We start from the raw sequence: 23,074 nt of genomic DNA on the forward strand, positions 1-23,074 counted from the left end.
GTCATATTATGAAATTTAATATAAAAACTCTGTTACTTTTTAATTTCATTTTTTTTTACTCTTGGATTCATCTTCCCTCTAAATCCTATGCCGTTCCCACAAGCTTTTTAAAAAATAATACGGGTAACATGAAAGATACAGAATGGTATCGAATAGAATCAAATGAATTTTCAGTTTATTATCCCAAAGAAGCGGATAATATGGCAAAATACTCTCTTTATTCAGCAAAAATGGCATACCCCTATCTTTCTTTGCTATTAGGAGTTCGCATTAAAAATGATGCTTCTCCTTTACTTCATTCACAACGTAACAGAACTCTTATTGCTCGTCTTGAAAAAATCCCCTTTGTATTAGGTAATGTCATTGAGGGTGCGGGATTTGCAAACCCAGTTTCAATGAATATTGAAGCACAAATGATTCGCTCAAGAAGTGCTTCTTTTTTTCAACATGAATTGGTGCATCGCTTGATGTACGAACATCATGATTTTTACATAGGACCGGCGGGAAGACTTTTTAGCCTCGCCATGCTCCCCACCTGGTGGATAGAAGGTCTTGCTGAATATTTTACAGAAAGTGTAGGAACAGAACAAACAAATCACATTGTAAAATATATGGCTTTAAACGATTATTGGCCTTCTTGGGATAGATTACATGCCTTATATAATGCCGATGGTGACACTAATTTACGCGGATATGCTACTGCAGGAAAATTTTTGGGTTGGATTTTTTCTAAAATTAAAGAAAAAGATTTATATATTATTCATGAAGAAATTTCAAATCAAACCATTATTCCTCCTTTTTACAATGCGTGTGATGTCTGGCTATATGATAATTTAGGGAAAACGGGTGAAGAGTTATATTTAGAATTCAAGAAGGAACAAAAAAAATATTGGGAAAACCAATTAAATAATTTGCCTAAGTTAGTTGAAACCTATCCTAAGGAAGAGGATGAGCAAGGTGAAACCTATTATTACCCAACATATATTTTTGATAATCATGCTTTATTTTCAAAAATGATTTCAAATCAATCCGCTTTATCTAGTTCCTTAAATTTATACAATTTTAGTTTGAATAAACAAAAAAGAATACCACTCAGCCATGCCGGTTCTTCTCTTTTTGCCATCAGTTCGGCTCAAAATGGAAAAATATTAACGGCAAATATTCGAAATTATCCAAATTCAAAAATAGGACATGAGCTTATTTTATTAAATTTTACAGGAAATTTAAGTGAAATAGACGATGAAAAAATAATTTCTGAGAAAGTCATAAATTTTTCTTCTGAGAATGAAGCCCTAGTTATTGATCAAATTCAATATGAAGGAAATGACAACTTTTTTATTACAGCAAGCACAAATGGAAACTCAAAAATATATCATTTTAATGCCATAAATAATGAACTTAAATTCATTAAAAAATATCCTTTTCCCGCATCTATTAAATTCATTGAAAATAATAATATTATTAGTAAGAACTCGAACTGTATCCATTTTATTTTAAGTAATGACTTTGATAAAACTTCCATTCAAAAGTTATGCTTTACAGGAGATGTTACCGAAGTTTTGCCACCAAACATAATAAATATTAAAGATGCTTATATTTTATCAAATGGTAACTTTAGAATTTTAACTTATTGGGATCATGTTTTAGCTTTTGTTGATTACACCCTTTTTAAAGAAATAAAACCCATCGCCGCGTTTCCCGATTGGATAGAAGGTATCATTCCCTGGCACCCTAACGGCGATGATATTTTGGGAGCTTGGATTTATAAAAAAGGAAAATATTTCTTTGAAAAAATTGACCTCAATAGAGCCAATGATAATTTTAAGAAATGGCAACTTAATTTAAATAAAAATAACTCTTTCTTAAATTTTCCTAAATATAAACCTTATACACCGCCCTATCTTGAAATTTATGATAATCAAAAAATGTCCTTGCTCGGAAATGATTTAAATGCATTTGAAGAAGAATTGAAAAAAGAAGAGATTTTAAATCCCAATGAAATTGAAAAAAATATAGCTTCAAAAAATTCTCAAGAAAATTTCAATGAAACTTTTCAACAACCGGCTTCTTATCGCAATCAATTTTTATTTGCTTATCCCTATGCTTTGCCCGATTTTTTAGGAGGTCCCAGCATAGGACTCTTTGCCATTCCCTTTACCGACGAAATGGAACGCCATCGCATTCAAATATTTGGAAGCTATAACTTTTTTCTCAATGCCCCCAGTGGCTCATTAACCTATATTAATAATCGTTTTCTCGATAACTTTTCTGTATCGTTATTTGCGACACCATTTTTTAATGGTTATTATGATATAAAATCAACAAACAATGTAATTCGGTATTATAATTATTTACAGCAAACAGGACTTAGTATTTCAGGTTCTCTTTATTTAAACTTAAAGAAGGACTCTTTCCAAAGTAATTTATCATTATATAAGTTGTTACCTTATAACTCTCTGACGACACCCCCTCAATACATAGGAGTGCAAGAAGCCCTGATGGCAAGTGTGCGAGGTTTGTTTTCATTTAATTTATTTCATACTGGATTTTATTTACAAAAAAAGGAAAAAACAAACGGAAAATGGATGTACTGGAAAACAGATTTCACATTGGGTGGAGGAAAATACAATAGTTTAGGTAACGAATTAAATTCGGCTGGACAAAGTTTAGGTGAAATTGATTATTATAATTTAAACTCTTCAGTCTTATCTTCTCTTTCTTTTTACAAGCAAAAATTTTCTCTTATGGGGCAAATTTCAACAACCCAAGGGAATAGCACTTTAAACATTAAAGAAATATATTCTCCTTATCAAAGTTATATTTTAGGAAATACAGAATCGTTAAATTATATTAGTTACCCTTTGCTTGGTTCAGGATCTTTATTTAAATTATCTTCTGGATATTGGAGTTATTCCGGAACACTAGGTTATGATTTTCCTTTATATCCTTCCTTTGAAAAAAAATTTCTATTTACTTTTTTAGATAATTTACGAGGTGTCGCTTCTATTACCCGCGGTGGAACTTCTAACACACAAAACTTTTCGACCTTTAATGCTATAACCAGCGCCAGCGTAGGATCTTCTGTGACTATAGATATTAAAGGTTTTCAACTGTATCCCTCCCTAGTTTATGGATGGATTGTCGGACAGGAAAATAATTGGTATATTATAATGCAAATGAAGTTTATGAATGTTCTTTAATTCTTTCTTCTTTAAAATCCGACGCCAGCCGAATAAAAAACCATTTATTATAATTAGAAATAGATAAAATATCAATTGCATAATAAAAAATTATTAACTAAATTTGCATTTTTATTAAAAAACTATATTAGAAAACAACTTAGAGTTACAATGTTGTAATTCGTTTTAAATAATTATTAATAATAAAAATGAGAGACTATGAACAAAATAATTCGTTTTTTTATCCCCTTTTCTTTGCTTTTTTCTCATGCTGAGATTTTCCCCTCACCAGCAGTCGAAAATGCGTCAATTCAAATGCAAAATCAACATTCTTTGCAAATAAAATACAATAAAATCATGAAAAGACTTATAAAACTTCAAAATCAGATCGCCCGGTTTGGAGATAGGCACCAAGAAAGATTAAGTGATAACAATAAAGTTGAAATATACACGCTGTTACAAGCTTTAGAACGCAATTATTATATGCTAAATAGGATGGGAGAAGCGGTAAGCTCTCCTGAACTTCAACCTTTTCTGCGCCAAGCTCTTTCAAGTGCCGAAATTGAGATCAAAAAATCTAGAGAATTTTTAAATCGCCACAATGCTCTTGCAAATTAAATTGTAAAAGATTTATTCTAATTTTATTTAAAAATATCTTTGTGTTATATATAATTCTTACTTAAATTTTATTAAAATTGTCGATAAAATTCGATTTACATATTATTAAAAATAAAGTATATGTTGAATTTGTTTTACTATCTTGATTTTATTTAAGAATGGGATTCAGAATGATTTCTAAAACTTTTTTAGCGGTAGATGATGTTGGAATCATTAATATATTTTTAGATCCTACTTTAATTGCCATACCTCCCGTTATAACAATAAAATTTAAAAAAGGCACTTCAAGCGCGAAAAATAATGGAAAAGCAGTTCTTCTGGAAGGTGATGAAAAAAATTTTGAATGCATTCCTCCCACTATTGTTTATACAGCTCCACCATTTATCCAGCCAGGAACTCTGGAACTTGAAGAAATTATTTTAGATTCAAGTCATTATTCAGATTATGCGACAGATAATAATAAAAAACTTCTTATTGCTGGCTCAGCTCCCTTTACAGCTAAATTTAAAGTGAAAACAAAAGCAGCCATACCACCCATCCCTCCGAAGCCCGACCCCACTTTTGACCCCCGGCCTGTTTATATTGGTAAAGGGAATTGTATTCCCGCTGGTATTAACTTTCATGAAGGTAATTAAATTTTTAATATCAACAATCACATTTTTTAATGCAGTGGTTCCCGCTTTTTCCCAAGAAGTATCTATCAACAGCGCTTATGTTTACTGCGCCGATGAAAACAAAAATTGGCACTGGCTTGATGATGGTGAAACAAAGATAGAGGGACAGTGGTTAAAATTTTCAATTGAAAAAAATAGTCTTACCTATACTTATTATTTTATAGTGGGTGACAGTTTAGATAAAATAGAAAATCTCAGAAAAGAATGCCAAAAAAAATTTGGAAAAGAATTTCATTATGCTCAACCCGCCACAATTAATACCCTAGGATGGTATCGCTTTGCTACGCACAATTTAATCACAGCACCAGGGCATATTTCTTATGGAACAAATGTCCCACGCCGTGATAGACAAAAAAATTCTGGAAAATTTAGAAATCCTCCAGAATTTTGCTTGTTTTATAATGATAACAAAGGCTAAATATATCGTTAAATTAACGACGGATACCAAGCTCAGCGATCAGTTTTTGGTAAGCGCCTTCGTTTTTACTCTTGAGGTAATCAAGAAGACCGCGACGTTGGCTAACGAGCGCTAAAAGTCCACGACGACCTGCATAGTCTTTTGCATGAACGCGGAAATGATCCGTAAGTTGGTTGATGCGCTCTGTTAAAAGAGCTACTTGAACTTGTGGAGAACCCGTGTCAGATTCGTGCGTACGGAATTTAGCAATGGTTTCTGCGCGTTTTTCAACAGTGATTTGCATGGTAAATCCTTTCTGGGATAACCCAAATATTTAAAAATACAGGAAAAAACAAGTTTTAGCTTCCATGCTGAGTAGCACAAAACCGATTCTTTCCTAATTAAAGGCAAAAGCCTCTGTCGCTCGTATCATTACACCTATAGGAAGGCAATCGAAAATGTCTTTTACTTTAAAAAAAGGATTTACTTTTGGAGGGTGGCTTCCGGCTTTAATACCTCAATATCCTTCCTATTCTACAATGAGAAATGATACTTCCCATCCTATAGAAAACGTGGAAAGTGACGAATATGGGCTCTTTCAGGCTTACCTCGCAGGGATAAAAAACGCGTCCATCGCCAATCCTAACCCCTCCGTAGGCTGTGTTGTTATAAAAAATAATAAAATAATATCAATTGGTTGCACTGAAAAATGGGGTTCCCGCCACGCTGAACGGGTGGCCTTTGCCCCTCTCTCAGCAGCCGACTTAGAAGGATCGCGAGTCTATGTGAGCTTAGAACCCTGTACCCATATGGGACGACAGCCTCCTTGCATTCATTTATTTGAAAATACAGGAATAAAAAAGGTTGTTATCGGTTGCGAAGATCCCAACCCCGTCGTCACCAAAAACGGTATAAGACAGCTTCAAAATTTAGGCATCGGTTCTTTTAATTCTTATTATTCCAATGAAATTAAGGCATGGAATTACCCTTTTTTTATTCAGCAAAAAGAAAAACGTCCCTTTATCGCCTTAAAATGGGCTCAATCACTTGATGGCTGCCTCGCCGATGACAACAATGGCTGGAAGTGGATTTCGGGTGAAGAATCTCGCACCTACGCTCATTGGCTAAGACAAAAATACGATGCCATTATGGTAGGCATTGGTACTGTTTTAAATGACTTTCCTTCATTGGATATCAGAAATTTAAAACACCCTGAATTAAGAAATCCACTGAAAATAATTTACGACCCCGAAGGTAAAATTTTTGAATGTTCTCTAGAACAACAAGAAAATATAATGCAAAAAACATTTTCACCAGGCACACATAAAGTTGTTCTCATAAATGCAAATATTCTCAACAATAATAAAAGAGATAACTCAAACTGGCATAATAAAATGTATAATAATCCTGAGATTCACTTTCTGACATTAAATTATAAGGAAGAAAATATTCTTGCAAAAAATATTTTTAATGAGGAAGTCACAGCGCAAATTTCAGAAATATTAAATCGCCCCCTACAAAGCATTTTAATTGAAGGGGGAAGTCGACTTCTCAGCTCTTTTATCCATAATGAAAGTTTTGATGTCATTCATTTATTTATAGCTCCTTTTTTTCTTGGCGGAGAAAAACACAAATTGTTTTCAAAAGAAAAACGAGGATTTCAAGTATATCCTAATAAAGAAGTGGCTTTAGAAAAGAGATTACATATTGCTGTCCAGGAAAAATTAGGAAATGATATTTTAATTGAAATGATTCCTAAATAATAATTTCATTCATATTAATTAAACGATAACATTTTGCAGGTCTATGAAATATAATAGGACCAATTAAATCTGTCATAACTACACGATTTTGTAATTTATTGCATTCTACGCGCACTTTATTATTTGATATTTTAGTACACACCCGAATACAAATTCCATCATTTATTTCTATAGCACAAACAACTTTATTTAAACTATCTACCTGCGATAATTTTCTCCAAATAAATCCGACATGATCACCATAGTTGTAATAGGGAGTATTTAAATTATCTTCCACTGTCATAATTTCAGAATCACAATATCGAGATTTAAACAACAAAATATCTGTACAAGCTTTCGACTCTTGATCATCTATTTCATAAAAAATTTTTGAACAAATTTCTTCTCCAAAAGGAAGTTCGCCCACTCCATCAAAAAACCAGGATTCAGAAACTTTGACTCCCTCTAATAAAAAAGCTTCATAAATTTTCTGACCTGTAATGACAGATTTAATAATAGGGCTCTCCTCATACTGCTTAATTGAGTTTGAAAGAATATTGTACTTGGAAGAAAAGTATTTTTTAGTTTTATTTAATATACCAACCCTTATAGAATAAGCTCTTAATCCAGCAGATTGAGTCAATAATCTTTTAATATCGGACATGTCATACTCCTCTTACCAAGGGCAATATCAATAAGATATTTTCTTACAACTTCGAGAAGAGCAAGCTCAAAAGATTGAAACCATTGCCCCTGCCTCGTAAAGGAATTAAAATCCACATCAAATATAAAATCTTTTTTTTCTACGCCATAAATACAAACAAAACAATATTTACGATTGAGTTGAATGGTTCTATACATACCATTATGTACCTTAAAATACTTGCTACGTTCCTGGTTTAGCAAAACACCCACACGTACGGAGCTGTTAAACATTTTAATCTGACTTAATTCAAGCTCCTTAAAATGAAACGTTTGTTTCCTTGTATATTTCATTTGATTTAAAAAAGGATCAATTTGATAGATATTCATTAAAAAATAATGATTTGTTAATCCCGTAGTATCGCCCCCTAAATTAATACATTCCAGAGCTGAAAGATCGATAATATTGGGATCGACATAATTAAAAATACGATCTGCTTTATAAAAACGTATCACATTTCTAATATCATTCTGTAAAAGTGGATTTATAAGGGTGGTATAAATTCTTTCAGACTTTTCCATGGTTGGCCTCAGGAGAAAACCGATTGTATAATTAATACTAAGAAACAAAGCAGACTGCAGTTGGTATTTTATCGGGTCACCTAATAAAACAGTTATAGCAAACCAATGCCCTTGAGCAAAGTAATATATAAATAATTTGATTTGAAAAGCTTCGATTTATCTTCTGAGTTAAAAATTGATAATTTGAATTGCAAAAATGACTCTTCCTAAAATAAAAATGAACATATTCTAGAATATATTTTTGCGTTATTGACTTAAAAACATTTATATTCTGCACTATAAAAATATTTTCAAATAACTGGTAGGCTTTTGAGGCATGAAAACAAGGATTTTGTAAATCGCTAAATAAATAATCTCTATAAAAGTGCCGCCCATAATTGATCGTTTTAAACTCAAAAAAAATTTGATAAGTATGCTTTTCTTTTTTAAAATATTTAAAATTTGTATTTATCATATAGTTATTTTCAATATCACCTTCCTTACCCAAAAAATACTTTGGTTAAATCCTATAATACAATGAGATAGCAGAATCTATTGAAATAGAAAACTTCAAAGCAAATGGATGTGTCATAGAAATCATTATGTAAGTATCTGTTCATAAAGTATTTTTTTATTTTTAAGATTTTAATATACTGAAATTGTTTTACTATTTTTTTTGATATGATACTTATTGAGAGTCAAGATAAAAGGGATTAGGTTTATAGCAACGAATTTAAAGCGCTCTCCATATGAATGCTTTCATTCATTAAAAATGGTTTTTTTGAGGAGATTTTCATGGACGGAAATTTTGTCAACCATCAATCTGTTGTGTCTGAAATTATTAATAAAGATTTTTTTTATCCGGAATCTTTTGCTTTTTCAAAGCTTTCACCTTTATTGATTAGATTTTTGAATCAATTAAAAAAATCTGGGAAATCAGTAAATACGATAAGTGCATACCGCAATGATCTTTCTTTATTTTGCGAATTCCTTATAGAAAAACAAATCAGCCCGGATAATTATTCCTATCCTGCACAGGAAAACTGGCTGCATTTTCTTAAGGAAAATGGGAGGCACTCACAGTCAAGCATGCGTAGAGCACAAATGAGTGTGAGAACATTCATTCACTTCTTAGTCTCAGAAAAGATTATTACAAACTCTCCTTTTCTTGATATTAAGTCTCCCAAGCAACCCGCTCCCGCTCTTCTCACAGTGACTCACGAAAAATATTTAAGCCTCTGCCGGACTTTAAAACAGCTAGCTCTCAATAAAGATGAAAAAGCAATTCGGGATTGGACACTTATTCTCATTCTTGGGGAATGCGGTCTGAAAGCCTCAGAAGCTTCGAACCTAACATGGGGCGATGTTTGGCCCGAACTCGAAGATCCCACTTCCGAATCTTCCATCGCCGGCTGTTTGAAAGTAACAGGTAATAATGAGCGTTTGGTACCTTATAATATGGAAGTATCACGTGCTCTGAGTATGCTTAAAGAAACAAGAGAACAAATGGCTTTGCCTACAACTCTCGATTCAAAATTATTTTTTGGATACTTGAATGTCAGTCGTAAAACACGCACAAACTTTTTACACAGACATGGAATTAAGTTTGTCATCTATGAAGTATGTACTGAAATTTTAGGAATTCCCTATAATTCAGAAAGTTTAAGAAATCATGCTATTTTACGCTGGCTTGCCAAAGGTATGGATAATGAAAAAGTGGCTAATTTAGCGGGTTATTCTTCTTTAAATTCTCTGGAACGCTTTTTGAATAGCAAAGAAAGAAAGAAAATTTCTCCCCGTAAGTTGAAGTCTACCAAATAATAAAAATAGGGTAGACTTTTTTTATTTCTCTTTGAAATTTAAAAGCGCAAACTTCTCGGAATCGAAATGAATCAAAATCTCAGAATTGTTTCCTTAGTACCAAGTTTAACAGAAACACTTTGTGATTTTGGTCTAGAAAAAAACATTGTAGGTTGTACAAATTATTGTGTCATTCCTAAAACGTTGCGAAAATCATCGATTTCTATTGGCGGTACAAAGGATCCTGATCTAAATAAAATTTTATCCTTAATGCCAACCCATATTATTACTAATAAAGAAGAAAATACGGAAGCCATAAGATTAGAGCTAAAAAAACAGCCTGGTTTTAAAAATATAAAGATTATTGAAACCTTTCCCAAAAATGCAAAGGACGCCATTGCACTTGTCATTGAGCTTGGTGAAATATTTAAATGCCAAAATTTTACAAACAAATGGACTTTGGAAGCCAATCAAGCTTATGAAAAATGTTTAAAAGAAAGTCATTTAAAAATTAATTATCTTTATTTCATTTGGAGAAATCCTTGGATGGTTGCTGGAAATCACACCTATATTTCGGCAATGCTGGAATTGGTAGGATTCCAAAATCTTATGATAACAAAGGAAGATTTATCAAGTCGTTACCCAATTATAAATGAAAATAGCGAAATAATAAAAAAACCCCAAATTTTATTTTTTAGTTCTGAACCTTATCCTTTTAAAAAAAGACACGCCGAAGAGTTTTTAAAAATTTCAAATAAACATCAAGATCATTATTTGCACGTTGATGGACAAAAATTGAGCTGGTATGGAACCCGAACTTTAAAAGGGCTAAAGTATCTATTGGACTTAAAAAAAGAAGTCTGTCATACAGTAATGTAATTGCTAAGGATAATTTTTATGCTCACAAACAATACGCTATCTCTATTTCGGCATGTTTTTATTTTACAAATTCTGCTCATGTGTTTTCAAATACAAGCCGTAGAAAATCCATCTTATAAAGTCATCAACTGCCATGATGGGGATACCTGCAAGTTACGCAGCACCGATAATTTGATTTTAAAAATTAGATTGATTGGCATCGATGCCCCTGAGGTCTCTAATCGTAAAAATAAAGACAACCAACAGTATGGTAAAGAAAGTACAGATTATTTAAATAATCTTATTAAAAATAAAACAGTGCAATTAAAAAATTATGCTTCCGATGCCTACGGTAGAAATCTATCAGAAATCTTTTTAAATAAAGAAAATATCAATTTAAAAATGATTGAAAATGGGATGGCAGAAGTTTATAAGGGAAAAAAGGAAAAAGAATTTAACATTGATTTTTACATAGAAGCAGAAAAAAAAGCGCAGAAAAATAAATTGGGTATATGGTCATTAAAAAACTATCAAAGTCCCAAGGATTATAGAAATTCTCACAAAAATTAATTTATTAATTTTTCATTTCTTTCAATTTATCCACTATTTTTTGAATGATGTTTAAAGGTATTCGTGTTTTTTCTGAAACTTCAGCAAGTGAGAGAGAAAGTAAATCTTTTAAATTAGGATAGGTCTCAATTAATTTTTTTCTGCGCTTAGCACCTAATCCGTGAACATCTAATAATACCGATTTTATACTTAATTTATCGCGCCTTTGCCTATGAAATGTAATGGCAAAGCGATGCGCTTCGTCACGCAATTGAGTGACTAATTTAAATTCAGGAGAACCTTGCTTTAATATTTTCGTTTCCGGTTCTTGCTCAGGTAAAATGTCCCCATTTTCATCTCTTTTAGGAATAACTAATCTTTCAAATGAATTTATAATTTGCGAAGAAGTAAAATTATTTTCACCACGAGATTTGGCAATGCCAACAATATTTAATTTTGCTAAACCTAAGGATTTTATGACCCATCCCACTTCACGAATTTGCGGCGTCCCCCCATCAATCAAAATAAGATCGGGATATTTTGTATGTTCACGATCCTTAAATCGCCTTCTTATCACTTCCCGCAAACTGGCAAAATCATCCGCATTCCCTCCTGTTTCCTTAATAATATATTTTTTATAACCACTTTTTAAAGGTTTTGCATTTTTAAATGTAACCTGCGATGCCACTGTTTCAGTTCCATGAAATGTGGAAATATCAAAACACTCAATAAGCATAGGCAGAGATTCTAAATTTAAAAAACTTTGTAATCCCATCATCATATTGTTGCTATTTTCATCCATTTTAATTTGTTCATGGAATTTATTTTCAGCATTTTGATTAGAATGGTGGGTTAAATCTTTTAATTTTAAAATTAAATTTTTATTCATATTTGTAATATTTTTTACATATTCTTCTCTTTTGACATAAAAAATATCTAAATTGTTACTTTCCTTATTTAAGTTTTGCTGTTTTTGATGTGCTAAAAATTCGTTTACCATTTTTATATGTTCATTTGAGATTACATTTTTTGCATTTTCAAATAATATCCCTTCAGGAATTGTTTTATTTTGATAATATTGGCAGATAAAGGAAGTCAATATTCTTTCTTGCTCCCGTTTTTTATTATCAATTTCTCCTTCTTCCCCAGGCTCTTCAGTTAAATGTTTTACAATATAAGAATGCCCACCGACAATTTTTCCATCACGTATATTTGTGACATGAAAAGTAACTAATTCTTCATTCCAATAAGAACCTAAAATATCAACCTCAATATCAACGTCTAAAGTAACGGACTGATTTATTGTTAATCCTTCTAAAGCTTTTATTTGATCGCGTAATAATGCTGCTTTCTCAAATTTCATTTCATCTGCTGCTCTTAACATTTCGTCTTTAATTTTTTTAGAAATATCTTTGGATTTTGAATTTAAAATGGCGATCACATTATTTAAATGTTCCCTATATTCTTCAGTGTTCACAGCAAGTTTACAGGGTCCTAAACAGCGTTTAATATCGTAATAGTTGCAAGGTCTTGTTACAGTTTTAAAAACCATAGGAGTGCATTTCACAAGAGGAAAAAAACGATTGATAACATTCATCAATTGCATGACCTGTCCACTTAATGTAAAGGGACCAAAATACAAGCTTCCGTCTTTTTTTCGCTTTCGAACTATGGTAACGCGGGGCCATTTTTCCTGAATATCAATTTTTATATAAGGATAGGCCTTATCATCCCTTAAAAGAATGTTGTAATTGGGTTGATTGTGCTTAATTAAATTGTTTTCAAGAAGTAAGGACTCATATTCCGTTTCTGTTACGATAATATCAAAGTCTGTAATCTTTGCTACCAAGGCTCTGGTTTTTGGGGTATGATTTTCAATACCTGTAAAATAACTTTTGAGTCTTGCATTCAAATTTTTTGCTTTTCCCACGTAAAGGATTTCACCAGAGAGGTCTTTATGTAAATAGACCCCTGGTTTTTGAGGAACTTGTGAAAGTTTTTCGCGAAGATACTTCAACCGGGTTAAAGCACCCGTTTTTTGATGAGTCTGTAAATTCATTAGTGACTTTTCTTTCGTTAAGGTTTATCCCTTTCGGTAAGGATGTAGTCCTACTTTCGCAAGGCCTTTATACTATTCCACAAGGAAGAAGGCGTTTGCTGGCCTTTCATTAATCCCTATATAGGACTTTTAGCTGTGACTGAACCTACTAAACTATCGATTAACACTGATGCCTTTATCTATGCCATAAACCAAGCATTTGAAGCACGATCCAAAGCAAATGGGGATTTTAACTCCCATCTCAGATATGAACCCTTTTTGACAAAAACCTGGATCCTACCAAAAACATTAGATTTTAACTCCTTTAAAAGCTTACTTTTAGAAATCATATCTCACCATTTCAAGGTGTTACCAAATTTTCAGCGCAATGAAGCTGTGGATATCGAAAATATCTCGTGGTTTTCTCACTCTATTGCTACCCTGTTCGCCGATTTAGACTATTTGCTTTTAAGTTTTACCGGCAATAAACTTCCTAGTTTACCAGGAAACAGTATTCCTAAAGCGGTTTCTAGTAAAAATATTATTTTAGCAATTCAAAAATATTCGGATTATCTAAATAATAAATCTGAAGAAAATATGAATGAACCTTTTTCACTGTTACCTTTAAAATCAGAAACAAATGAATCACTAGATCATACATACGTTCAAGAAGTTTGGAGTCTTATTGCTTCTTTTACGAAAAAAACATTTGGTTCTTATTTTGAATTAGTTCAAGCTTATGTTCTATGGAAATATTCCACTAAAGAAACACAAGAAGAAGTCATTGATTGGAATGTACGTCCCCCATGCGGCGCTGCTTATCACAAACAATTTAAAGAAATGTTTGATCGTGAAAGAGAAGAACGCTTTGCAAAACGTAACGAAAGAAACAAAAAAAATCATTCCGATAATCAAAAAAATGATTTTAAATCTGGTGATAAAAAACATTCTCAACCTAAATACAAACATAAAAGCGAAGAAAATATCGCACCTATTCATAAAGAAAAACACCATAAAGACGAAAACAAACCTGCTCCAAAAAGCAGTCACTTTACGCAAAATATATCTTCAATAGATCAAAAACAACAACAAAATATTGAAGAAGCTCTTGATGAAGCTCGTAAAGCAATTCAAAAATTAATGAAAAATAATAATGCAAATGAAATTCATTTAGCCCCCCAAAATTCGTTTGTGCGTAGAGAACAACACTCCCTCATTACGGAAGCCGGATTTGACACAGAAAGCCTCGGCGAAGCAAAAAGCCGCCATGTTTGCGTAAAACGCAAAGCTTAATTACTTTCCGCAATAATTCTCTTGACTTGACGCCAAGAATTTCCCGAGCATTTGACACCCTATCTAGAATTAGTAATCTGATTCTGACTTAGTGGTGTTTTTTTATTTGATTAACAATCAATCCTTCTCTGGAGGACTAAAGTGAAAATTCTTGTTCTTGCAAAACACGTTCCAGATACAGAAACAGTTGTAAAAATTTCCTCTGGTGGCAAATCAATCGATGAAGCAGATTTCAAGTACATGGTGAACCCCTGTGATGAATATGCTATGGAAGAAGCCATTCGCACTCAAGAAAAATTTAAAGGCGAAAGCATAGTTGTGAGCGTAGGCCCTTCTCGCGCTCAAGAAACCATTCGCAAAGCACTGGCCATGGGAATGGATCGCGGCGTTTGGATTAATACCGAAGGCTTTTCAGGAGCACTTGACTCCTATTCCGTTGCACTTGCCATTTCAAAAGTGGTGGCAGAAGAAAAACCAGACGTCATTTTTGCAGGTCTCAATACAACAGATGAAGGCGCAGGAAATGTCGGACCTATGGTCGCCGAATTTGCTGGAATTCCAAGTTTAATAAATATTTCAAAAATAGAATGGCAAAACGAAGGAAAATCGTTACGTGGAGAGCGTGATGTTGAAGGTGGTATTGTTGAAGTCTATGAAGCACAGCTTCCTTTATTAATCGCACCTCATCAAAATTTAAACGATCCTCGTTTTCCTTCTCTTCCTGGAATTATGAAAGCCAAAAAGAAACCTATTGCGGAAAAGAAGGCAGCCGATCTCATCACCGAAAAACCTGTAGTAGAAATCAGAAATTACAAACTCCCCCCAGAAAAAGCTCCTGGAAAAATATTTAAAGGCAAACCTGTTGAGGAAATGGTTACTGAAGTTGTGAAATTATTGCGCTCCGAAGCTAAAGTCATATAAAAAGAGGTCACTCCTATGTCTCATAAAATCCTTGTTTACGCAGAAGTTAGAAATGGGAAGTTAAAATCAACCACGGGCGAAACTCTTGCCGAAGCACGCAAAATGATGGGCGGCAAGACAGAAAACATTCACGCTGTGTTGCTTGGTGAAGGATGCGAACAACACGCCAAGACCGTAGCCACTTTTGGCGCTTCCAAAATTTACGTTGTCGATGCTCCTGAAACAAATACTTATCAGGGTGAACCTACGCTTCAGGCTCTCGATCAAATCATCAAAAAAAATGGCTATACCGTTGTGGTAGGTCCCGGATCCCCGACAGGAAGAGCTTTTTTTCCGCATTTGGCAATACGCAATAAGGGAGCCATGCTCACCGATGTGCTTTCGTTTTCCTTGGATGGCGAAACTGTGGTTGCCGAAATGGCAATGTATTTAGGTAAATGCTTAAAACAAGCGGCTTCAAATGCTTCTGTTACTTTTATCACTTTGCGGCCTAACGTCCGCCCTTCTGAAGTGGCAGACGCCAATGCGCAACCTCATGTCGAAAAATTCAGCTGTAATTTTGATAAATCTAAAATGACAGCCAAAGTCGTTGAAGTACGTAAGGGCAACAGCGAACGCCCCGACTTAACCGAAGCCAGCATTATTGTTTCCGGCGGCCGCGCGATTGGAAGCAAAGATAACTTCAAAATTCTTTTTGAATGTGCAGACGTCGTCCATGGCTCCGTAGGCGCGTCCCGTGCCGCTGTGGACTCAGGTTATGCTCCCTACGATATGCAGGTCGGGCAAACAGGAAAAACCGTCAACCCCGGCCTCTATGTGGCTTGTGGCATTTCTGGATCCATTCAACATCTATCTGGTATGCGCACCTCAAAATGTATTGTGGCTATTAATACTGATGGCGATGCCCCCATTTTCCAAAAAGCAGATTACGGAATTGTTGCCGATCTGTTCCAAGCGGTTCCTATTCTTACAAGGGAATTAAAGAAGATGACGGAATAAGGTATTACCTCCTAATTCTCTTCCTTTTTCCTTGCAAGTCCTAAAAATATGTATTATCGGTTTGCACTCACGCCCAAAGCGCACCTTTTTTTGGGTTGATTGTTATATTTTATGAGGAAATTACAATGGCAAAAAAAATCACAGGGCTTATTAAGCTCCAGATCAAAGGCGCTCAAGCAACGGCAGCGCCACCTGTTGGTCCAGCACTTGGCCAACGTGGTGTAAACATTGCAATGTTTGTTAAAGAATTCAACGCTCGTACACAAAAACAACCAGGCGTTGTACTTCCTACAGTCATTACAGTTTACTCTGACAAGTCTTTCACATTTATCACAAAGACGCCTCCTGCAAGCGTTTTGCTTAAGCAAGCAGCTAAAATTGAATCTGCAAGCAAAACTCCAGGAAAAGCAACTGCGGGTTCTGTAACTGAAAAACAAGTTGAAGAAATTGCGAAAATTAAGCTTCCTGACTTGAACTGCTACGACATTGATGCTGCTAAGAAGCTTATCAAAGGTTCTGCTCGTTCCATGGGTCTTGAAGTCACAGCTTAAATTTTTAGAGGGAGGCCTTAACCGGCCGATTTACCTCAAAGGAAAATCATTATGGCAAAGAAAATTAGCAAAAAATTAAAAGCAGCTAGCGAAAAAGTAAATCCTAGCAAGTCTTACAATCTTTCTGAAGCAAGCCAGCTTTTGAAAGAAATCTCCTATGCAAAATTCGACGAAACTGTTGAAGTTGCAATGAACCTTGGCGTTGACCCTCGTCACGCCGATCAAAACGTCCGCGGCGCGGTTGTTCTTCCTCATGGCCTTGGCAAAAAGGTGCGCGTTTTAGTATTTGCTAAGGGCGAAAAAATCCGCGAAGCAGAAGAAGCAGGCGCTGATTACGTTGGCGGCGAAGATCTCGCTCAAAAAATTCAAGGCGGATGGCTCGACTTCGAAGCAGCCATTGCAACTCCAGACATGATGGGCGTTGTGGGTCGTCTTGGACGTATTCTTGCTCCACGTGGACTTATGCCAAACCCAAAAGTAGGCACAGTGACACAAGATCTTAAAAATGCTGTTAAAGAAGCAAAAGCAGGCCGCGTTGAATTCAAGGTAAATAAAGCCGGAATTATTCAAGCTCCTGTTGGAAAAGTTTCTTTTGATGCTCAAAAAATTGAAGAAAATACAAAAGCATTTATCGACGCCATTGTGAAAGCAAAACCTGCTGCCGCAAAAGGAACATATATCAACTCTGTATATGTAAGCTCTACAATGAGCCCTTCCGTTCGCATCGATGCTGCTGAATACAAAGTTTAATTTTTGTTTCGTAAGGGTCTCAGACTGCTGGTCGTGCGGCAAATTTTGCCACATATAAACCCCGCATAGACTTTGGCCCCTGCGGTTTATCAACCTCGTATTTCCATTTTGCCTGTGGGAATGCGAATAACTTAGGGGAGGCATTCTCTTGGATCGTAACGCTAAACTCCAGTGGCGCGAAAGTGTTGTTCAAGCACTCGACAAATCTGGTGCTGTGTTCCTAGCTAATTACTCAGGAATGACAGTTGAAGAGCTTACAGCTATGCGCCGTGAACTCAAAGCAGTTAATGCGGACTTCCATGTAGTAAAAAACACAATTGCCCAAAAAGCTGTTGAAGGAAGAGACGAAAACGTCATTTCTTCACTCTTCAAAGGCCAAACAGGTGTTGTTTTTGCTTATGGCGACGCTGCTGCTGCTGCAAAAGTATTTGCTGAATCCGCAAAGAAATTTGAGAAACTCAAAGTTGTTGGTGGTTATATGGAGAAATCCTTATTAACTCCTGCATCTGTTGAAAAACTCGCTTCTTTACCTTCACGCGAAGTGCTTCTTGGTCAACTTATCGGTACAATGGTGGCACCACACCGTGGTCTTCTCAACGTACTCAATGGCGTGCCTAGAAACTTGGTACAAGTTCTTAATGCCATTAAGGATAAGAAGGCTGGCTAACAACAATCGCCAGATTGCGTTTTTATTTTGTGTTTAATCTACTAGTTTCGCTATGAAACTTAAATTTTAAAAGGGCTTACAATGTCTACTATTACTAAAGAACAATTCATTTCCTACATCGAAAACCTTACTCTTATTCAAGCTGCTGAGCTTGTTAAAGAACTCGAAGACAAGTTTGGCGTATCCGCAGCAGCTCCTGTTGCTATGATGGCTGCAGCTCCTGCAGCAGCAGCAGCAGCTGAACAAACTGAATTCGAAGTTATTCTTAAAGCTTCTGGCGACAAAAAACTTGACGTTATTAAGGAAGTTCGCGCAATTACAGGTCTTGGTCTTAAAGAAGCGAAAGACCTCGTTGAAGGCGCTCCTAAATCCCTTAAGGCTGGCGTTACTAAAGCTGAATCTGAAGAAATTAAGAAAAAGCTTACAGCAGTTGGCGCAACTATCGAAGTTAAGTAATATTGATAACTTCAATGTTTTCGCAGTCTTATTAGCTTAAGAGTCAAGCTATTGAACATTTCGTTCTATGGCTTGACTTTTGCTGTTGTGCAAATATTGTGTGCTGTGCTCCCATATGGTATGCCCTATGGATGCACACCACAATCTCAGCACAACTTACATTTGTATCCTTTCTTTCTTACGCAGAGGACTCAATATGGCCAACCTGGCATCTAGCTTCGTCCGTCACCGCCGCAGTTTTGCTAAAGTAAAACCAATTATTGGAATGCCAAATCTAATTGACATTCAAAAGAAGTCGTACGCTGAATTCTTACAAGGTACCGATTCCGCTGATTCTCGCATTGAAGCGGGTTTACAAGGCGTTTTCAAGAGTGTTTTCCCTGTGCAAGATTTTGATGCAACAGCTTCTGTTGAATTCGTCAGTTATTCACTTGACGAGCCAAAATACACCGTTGAAGAGTGCCGCTCCAAAGGCATGACTTATGCTGCCCCTGTAAAAGTTCTTATTCGTCTCATCATTTGGGACATTGACCATGACACCGGAGTCAAATCCATTCGTGGTTTCAAAGAACAAGAAGTTTACTTTGGTGAAATCCCTCTCATGACTCAAAACGGAACATTTATCATAAATGGTACCGAGCGTGTTGTGGTTTCGCAACTTCACCGTTCACCTGGTGTATTTTTTGACCATGACAAAGGCAAAACACTGTCCTCCGGTAAATTCTTGTATAACGCCCGCGTTATACCTTACCGCGGTTCATGGCTTGATTTTGAATTTGACACAAAAGATATTCTTTATTGCCGAATAGATCGTCGCAGAAAAATGCCTGCAACTGTTCTGTTAAAAGCACTTGGTTATACCACAGAAGAACTTTTAGGAACATTCTACGAATGCGAAACTGTTGTCATTCGTGATGGTCAGTTCTTCAGAAAAGTTGACCTCGATCGCTTACGCGGACAACGAGCTTCTAGCGATATTATGGATCCTAAAAATCCAAGTAACACTTTGGTAAAACGTAACCGTAAAATTTCAGTACTGCATATTAAACAATTAAAAGCAGCAGGCGTAGAAGAACTCCATTTCCCACAAGAAGAACTTATTGGAAAAATCATTGGTCAAGACATTATTGACGATGACACCGGTGAAGTTTTATTCCCAATTAATACCGAAATTTCTGAAAAAATTGTCGATGCCATTACGCAAAGAGGCATTTCCTCTTTCCAAATTCTCTTTATCGACGATCTTAACGTAGATTCCTCTTTCCGTGACACCCTCATGGTAGATAAAACGTTAAATACAGAAGAAGCTCTTCTTGAAATTTATCGTAGAATGCGTCCAGGGGATCCACCGACACTTGAAAATGCAAGTAATCTTTTCCAAAATTTATTCTTTGAAAAAGACAGATACGACTTATCACGTGTAGGTCGTTTAAAATTAAATGAAAAATTAGACCTTGGTATTGACATTGATTACCGCACCTTAACTCGCGAAGATATCATTGGGACAGTAAAACGTCTTCTCGATGTCCGCAGCGGTAAAATTAAAGTGGACGACATTGACCACCTTGGCAACCGTCGTGTGCGTGCCGTTGGTGAGTTACTCGAAAATCAATACCGCATTGGATTAACCCGTATTGAACGCGCTATTAAAGAGCGTCTGCAATTACAAGATCTCGACAGCCTTATGCCGCACGATCTCGTCAATGCAAAACCTGTAACTGCCGTTGTGAAAGAATTCTTTGGTTCTTCTCAGCTTAGCCAGTTTATGGATCAAACAAACCCACTTGCTGAAGTTTACCACAAACGCCGTTTATCAGCCCTCGGGCCTGGTGGTCTTTCACGTGAAAGAGCCGGCTTCGAAGTGCGTGACGTTCACCCAACGCATTACGGTCGTATTTGTCCTATTGAAACACCCGAAGGTCCAAACATTGGTCTTATCGTTTCTTTAGCGTCCTTTGCTCAAGTAAACAAATATGGATTTATCGAAACGCCATATCGTACTGTTACCGATCGTCTTCCTATAGATGAAGTTCGTTACTACTCGTCTACAGATGAATGGCGTGATCACGTTATTGCGCAAGCACGCATTTATCCTGATCATGAAAATAAAATTAATGCCAACGATCTTCTTAACGCACGTAGTTCTGGTGAAACCAATATCTACTCTGCAGAAGAAGTCGACCTTATGGATGTGGCAACAAACCAAGCGGTTTCTGTTGCGGCATCACTTATTCCGTTTCTTCAAAATGACGATGCCCACCGTGCCCTCATGGGTGCCAACATGCAACGCCAAGGCTTGCCTTTGCTACGCACAAAAGCACCACTCATTGGTACAGGCATGGAACGCACTGTGGCGGCCGACTCCGGCGTTACAGTGGTTTCCCGTCGTGCAGGTACTGTTATTTCTGTTGATGCGGAACGCGTTGTTATTAAAGCAAACGAAGTTTCCTCTGACGTGACAGAAGTGGCATCGGAAGTGGACATTTACACTCTCGTGAAGTTTACACGTTCCAACGTGGACACCTGTGTCAACCAAAAACCAATTGTTAAAGTGGGCGATAAGGTTGAAAAAGGTGACATTATTGCGGACGGTTTTGCAACTGAAATGGGCGAACTCGCTCTTGGCCAAAACGTCGTCGTCGCGTTCCTTCCTTGGAATGGCTACAACTACGAAGATGGTATTGTTGTTTCTGAGCGCATTGTTCGCGAAGATCTCTATACATCTGTTTATATTCAAGAATTTGAATGTATCAGCCGTGATACAAAACTTGGAAAAGAAGAAATCACTTCAGATATTCCTAACGTCAGCGATGAGTCTCTCAAAGACCTCGACGACGCCGGCGTCGTGCGCATTGGTGCTGAAGTAAAACCAGGAGATATTCTCGTTGGTAAGCTCACTCCAAAAGCAGAAACACAACTGACACCGGAAGAAAAACTTCTCCGTGCCATCTTCGGTGAAAAAGCTGCAGACGTGCGTGACACCTCCCTTCGTGTTCCACCGGGAGTACAAGGTACTGTTATCGGTGCGAAAGTATTCTCTCGTGAAGGTGCGGAACTCGATAGCCGTATGATTCAAGTTCAAGAACAAGAAATTGCTAAACTCAAAAAAGATGAGCGCGATCGTATTCAAATTATCCGCAAATCCACTGTTGAGAAATTAGAGTCTCTTCTTGCTGGTGAATCCGCTGCTGTCAGTTTTGAAACAAAACACGAAAGCCAAACCCACAAAATTGCTTCGGGCGAAAAAATCACCAGAGAAGCTTTTGCGGGCATGACAATTGAACAAATTAAATCACTCGAAGTGATCAGCTCCGACAAGAGCGCTCTTCTTGCTAAAATCAAGAAGTCCATGAACGAAAAAATAGCTCTCGTTCGTGAAATGACGGAATCGCAAATTGCACGCGCAAAACGCGGTGACGAATTGCCTCCAGGCGTTATCAAAATGGTTAAAGTTTATGTGGCTATCAAACGCCGTCTTCAAGTGGGTGATAAACTCGCAGGTCGTCACGGTAACAAGGGTGTTATTTCTAAAATCGTACCGATTGAAGACATGCCTTACCTTGAAAATGGCCAACCTGTTGATATCGTGTTGAGCCCTCTTGGGGTTCCTTCACGTATGAACATCGGACAAATTATGGAAACACACTTTGGTTGGGCAGCACGAGGCATTGGTCAAAAAATCAATGATATGCTCGATAAAGCTGCACCACGCAAAGAACTTGAAGACTATATCTGCAAGGTTTGGGACGATCCTTCTGTTCACGAATTTGTAAAATCTTGTACAAACGAAGAATTACGCCAATTCGTACGCAAATATAAAGAAGGCGTCACACTTTCAAACCCTGTGTTTGACGGTGCCGAAGAAGAAGAAATCTTTAAATATCTTGAACTTGCCGACCTCGATCGCTCAGGACAGGTCACACTGTATGATGGTCGTACCGGTGAAAAATTCAATCGCCAGGTTACAGTCGGAGTCATGTATGTGCTTCGTCTTCACCACCTTGTTGATGAGAAAATCCACGCGCGCTCTATTGGGCCTTACAGCCTTGTTACGCAACAGCCTCTTGGTGGTAAAGCCCAATTTGGTGGTCAGCGTCTCGGGGAAATGGAAGTGTGGGCAATGGAAGCGTATGGAGCTGCTTACACACTCCAAGAATTCTTAACCGTAAAATCAGATGACATCGCAGGTCGTACAAAAATGTACGAAGCAGTTGTAAAAGGCGAGAACATGATGCTCCCTGGCTTGCCAGAGTCCTTCAACGTTCTTGTCAAAGAAATGCAATCGCTTGCTTTGGATGTCAGCCTCATACGTGATGAAAGTGAAATCAGTCTTGATGATCTTCAACGCGATGTGCGTGAAATCCAATAATACCGAAGGA

20 protein-coding genes are annotated in these 23,074 nt (G+C 36.3%); 16 read left to right on the forward strand and 4 right to left on the reverse strand.

The features are described from left to right. Positions 1–8 precede the first annotated feature (8 nt). The 4 genes from AXG55_RS11310 to AXG55_RS11325 all read left to right on the forward strand — a co-directional run bounded on the left by AXG55_RS11310 (position 9) and on the right by AXG55_RS11325 (position 4,889). Positions 9–3,200, forward strand: coding sequence for a hypothetical protein (locus AXG55_RS11310; protein WP_148698225.1), 3,192 nt, complete (start codon positions 9–11; stop codon positions 3,198–3,200). Between the two features lie 198 nt (positions 3,201–3,398). Continuing rightward, on the forward strand, positions 3,399–3,797 hold the full coding sequence (locus AXG55_RS11315) for a hypothetical protein (protein ID WP_148698226.1): 399 nt from the start codon (positions 3,399–3,401) through the stop codon (positions 3,795–3,797). Positions 3,798–3,967: 170 nt separating this feature from the next. Continuing rightward, positions 3,968–4,432 (forward strand): hypothetical protein, encoded by a 465-nt coding sequence (locus AXG55_RS11320; protein ID WP_148698227.1) that lies wholly within the window; start codon positions 3,968–3,970, stop codon positions 4,430–4,432. After that, positions 4,419–4,889: a hypothetical protein gene (locus AXG55_RS11325; RefSeq protein WP_148698228.1), complete on the forward strand. Its 471-nt coding sequence runs from the start codon at positions 4,419–4,421 to the stop codon at positions 4,887–4,889. Before AXG55_RS11320 ends, AXG55_RS11325 begins: the two co-directional genes overlap by 14 nt. Before the next feature lie 13 nt (positions 4,890–4,902). Here AXG55_RS11325 and rpsO read toward each other — a convergent pair whose 3' ends face one another. Further along, positions 4,903–5,172: a 30S ribosomal protein S15 gene (gene rpsO, locus AXG55_RS11330; protein WP_148698229.1), complete on the reverse strand. Its 270-nt coding sequence runs from the start codon at positions 5,170–5,172 to the stop codon at positions 4,903–4,905. Positions 5,173–5,326: 154 nt separating this feature from the next. Between rpsO and ribD the strand changes: the two genes are divergently transcribed. Continuing rightward, positions 5,327–6,631, forward strand: coding sequence for a bifunctional diaminohydroxyphosphoribosylaminopyrimidine deaminase/5-amino-6-(5-phosphoribosylamino)uracil reductase RibD (ribD, locus tag AXG55_RS11335; RefSeq protein ID WP_148698230.1), 1,305 nt, complete (start codon positions 5,327–5,329; stop codon positions 6,629–6,631). On the opposite strand, the gene AXG55_RS11340 is transcribed toward ribD, so the two are convergent. Both AXG55_RS11340 and AXG55_RS11345 read right to left on the reverse strand, forming a co-directional pair. Then, a complete protein-coding gene (locus tag AXG55_RS11340; RefSeq protein ID WP_148698231.1) occupies positions 6,624–7,274 on the reverse strand; it encodes a hypothetical protein in 651 nt (216 codons plus the stop codon). The genes ribD and AXG55_RS11340 overlap by 8 nt on opposite strands. Next, entirely contained in the window at positions 7,250–7,834 is a 585-nt protein-coding gene (locus AXG55_RS11345; protein ID WP_148698232.1) for a hypothetical protein, read from the reverse strand. The genes AXG55_RS11340 and AXG55_RS11345 overlap by 25 nt, the downstream gene beginning before the upstream one ends. Positions 7,835–8,608: 774 nt before the next feature. On the opposite strand from AXG55_RS11345, the gene AXG55_RS11350 reads away from it, so the two are divergent. The 3 genes from AXG55_RS11350 to AXG55_RS11360 all read left to right on the forward strand — a co-directional run bounded on the left by AXG55_RS11350 (position 8,609) and on the right by AXG55_RS11360 (position 11,041). After that, complete coding sequence (locus AXG55_RS11350) at positions 8,609–9,634, forward strand: tyrosine-type recombinase/integrase (protein ID WP_233231178.1); 1,026 nt, start codon at positions 8,609–8,611, stop codon at positions 9,632–9,634. Positions 9,635–9,700: 66 nt separating this feature from the next. Continuing rightward, on the forward strand, positions 9,701–10,492 hold the full coding sequence (locus AXG55_RS11355; protein WP_148698234.1) for a helical backbone metal receptor: 792 nt from the start codon (positions 9,701–9,703) through the stop codon (positions 10,490–10,492). A gap of 18 nt (positions 10,493–10,510) precedes the next feature. Next, positions 10,511–11,041, forward strand: coding sequence for a thermonuclease family protein (locus tag AXG55_RS11360; protein WP_148698235.1), 531 nt, complete (start codon positions 10,511–10,513; stop codon positions 11,039–11,041). A gap of 4 nt (positions 11,042–11,045) precedes the next feature. On the opposite strand, the gene uvrC is transcribed toward AXG55_RS11360, so the two are convergent. Further along, the gene (uvrC, locus tag AXG55_RS11365; RefSeq protein WP_148698236.1) at positions 11,046–13,079 is read right to left on the reverse strand and encodes an excinuclease ABC subunit UvrC; all 2,034 of its coding nucleotides are present in this window, start codon (positions 13,077–13,079) and stop codon (positions 11,046–11,048) included. 135 nt (positions 13,080–13,214) lie between these two features. Here uvrC and AXG55_RS11370 point away from each other — a divergent pair, with 135 nt between their 5' ends. The 8 genes from AXG55_RS11370 (at position 13,215) to rpoB (ending at position 23,064) form a co-directional block, all read left to right on the forward strand. Beyond that, positions 13,215–14,351, forward strand: coding sequence for a R3H domain-containing nucleic acid-binding protein (locus AXG55_RS11370; RefSeq protein ID WP_148698237.1), 1,137 nt, complete (start codon positions 13,215–13,217; stop codon positions 14,349–14,351). A gap of 141 nt (positions 14,352–14,492) precedes the next feature. Next, positions 14,493–15,272, forward strand: a complete 780-nt coding sequence (locus tag AXG55_RS11375) for an electron transfer flavoprotein subunit beta/FixA family protein (protein ID WP_148698238.1) — start codon at positions 14,493–14,495, stop codon at positions 15,270–15,272. Positions 15,273–15,287: 15 nt separating this feature from the next. Further along, on the forward strand, positions 15,288–16,271 hold the full coding sequence (locus AXG55_RS11380; protein ID WP_148698239.1) for an electron transfer flavoprotein subunit alpha/FixB family protein: 984 nt from the start codon (positions 15,288–15,290) through the stop codon (positions 16,269–16,271). A gap of 125 nt (positions 16,272–16,396) precedes the next feature. Next, positions 16,397–16,822: a 50S ribosomal protein L11 gene (gene rplK / locus AXG55_RS11385; protein WP_148698240.1), complete on the forward strand. Its 426-nt coding sequence runs from the start codon at positions 16,397–16,399 to the stop codon at positions 16,820–16,822. Positions 16,823–16,873: 51 nt separating this feature from the next. After that, positions 16,874–17,572 carry a 50S ribosomal protein L1 gene (gene rplA, locus AXG55_RS11390; protein WP_148698241.1) on the forward strand — a complete coding sequence of 233 codons (699 nt, stop codon included), beginning with the start codon at positions 16,874–16,876 and terminating at the stop codon, positions 17,570–17,572. A gap of 148 nt (positions 17,573–17,720) precedes the next feature. Then, a complete protein-coding gene (gene rplJ / locus AXG55_RS11395) occupies positions 17,721–18,239 on the forward strand; it encodes a 50S ribosomal protein L10 (protein ID WP_233231179.1) in 519 nt (172 codons plus the stop codon). Between the two features lie 81 nt (positions 18,240–18,320). Beyond that, positions 18,321–18,695 (forward strand): 50S ribosomal protein L7/L12, encoded by a 375-nt coding sequence (gene rplL, locus AXG55_RS11400; protein ID WP_233231180.1) that lies wholly within the window; start codon positions 18,321–18,323, stop codon positions 18,693–18,695. A 196-nt stretch (positions 18,696–18,891) separates the two neighbouring features. Next, complete coding sequence (rpoB, locus tag AXG55_RS11405) at positions 18,892–23,064, forward strand: DNA-directed RNA polymerase subunit beta (RefSeq protein WP_148698243.1); 4,173 nt, start codon at positions 18,892–18,894, stop codon at positions 23,062–23,064. The last annotated feature ends 10 nt before the right edge of the window (positions 23,065–23,074 follow it).

The sequence above is a fragment of the Silvanigrella aquatica genome (assembly GCF_001907975.1).
In the GTDB taxonomy this organism is placed as follows: domain Bacteria; phylum Bdellovibrionota_B; class Oligoflexia; order Silvanigrellales; family Silvanigrellaceae; genus Silvanigrella; species Silvanigrella aquatica.

Bases quoted from the DNA above. Each gene is read 5' to 3' on its own strand.
- rpsO (WP_148698229.1), bottom strand. From the start codon at position 5,172: ATGCAAATCACTGTTGAAAAACGCGCAGAAACCATTGCTAAATTCCGT.
- rpoB (WP_148698243.1), top strand. From the start codon at position 18,892: ATGGCCAACCTGGCATCTAGCTTCGTCCGTCACCGCCGCAGTTTTGCT.
- AXG55_RS11360 (WP_148698235.1), top strand. From the start codon at position 10,511: ATGCTCACAAACAATACGCTATCTCTATTTCGGCATGTTTTTATTTTA.
- AXG55_RS11340 (WP_148698231.1), bottom strand. From the start codon at position 7,274: ATGTCCGATATTAAAAGATTATTGACTCAATCTGCTGGATTAAGAGCT.
- AXG55_RS11345 (WP_148698232.1), bottom strand. From the start codon at position 7,834: ATGGAAAAGTCTGAAAGAATTTATACCACCCTTATAAATCCACTTTTA.
- AXG55_RS11320 (WP_148698227.1), top strand. From the start codon at position 3,968: ATGATTTCTAAAACTTTTTTAGCGGTAGATGATGTTGGAATCATTAAT.
- rplL (WP_233231180.1), top strand. From the start codon at position 18,321: ATGTCTACTATTACTAAAGAACAATTCATTTCCTACATCGAAAACCTT.
- AXG55_RS11325 (WP_148698228.1), top strand. From the start codon at position 4,419: ATGAAGGTAATTAAATTTTTAATATCAACAATCACATTTTTTAATGCA.
- AXG55_RS11310 (WP_148698225.1), top strand. From the start codon at position 9: ATGAAATTTAATATAAAAACTCTGTTACTTTTTAATTTCATTTTTTTT.
- AXG55_RS11380 (WP_148698239.1), top strand. From the start codon at position 15,288: ATGTCTCATAAAATCCTTGTTTACGCAGAAGTTAGAAATGGGAAGTTA.
- rplA (WP_148698241.1), top strand. From the start codon at position 16,874: ATGGCAAAGAAAATTAGCAAAAAATTAAAAGCAGCTAGCGAAAAAGTA.
- AXG55_RS11315 (WP_148698226.1), top strand. From the start codon at position 3,399: ATGAACAAAATAATTCGTTTTTTTATCCCCTTTTCTTTGCTTTTTTCT.
- ribD (WP_148698230.1), top strand. From the start codon at position 5,327: ATGTCTTTTACTTTAAAAAAAGGATTTACTTTTGGAGGGTGGCTTCCG.
- rplK (WP_148698240.1), top strand. From the start codon at position 16,397: ATGGCAAAAAAAATCACAGGGCTTATTAAGCTCCAGATCAAAGGCGCT.
- uvrC (WP_148698236.1), bottom strand. From the start codon at position 13,079: ATGAATTTACAGACTCATCAAAAAACGGGTGCTTTAACCCGGTTGAAG.
- AXG55_RS11355 (WP_148698234.1), top strand. From the start codon at position 9,701: ATGAATCAAAATCTCAGAATTGTTTCCTTAGTACCAAGTTTAACAGAA.
- AXG55_RS11350 (WP_233231178.1), top strand. From the start codon at position 8,609: ATGGACGGAAATTTTGTCAACCATCAATCTGTTGTGTCTGAAATTATT.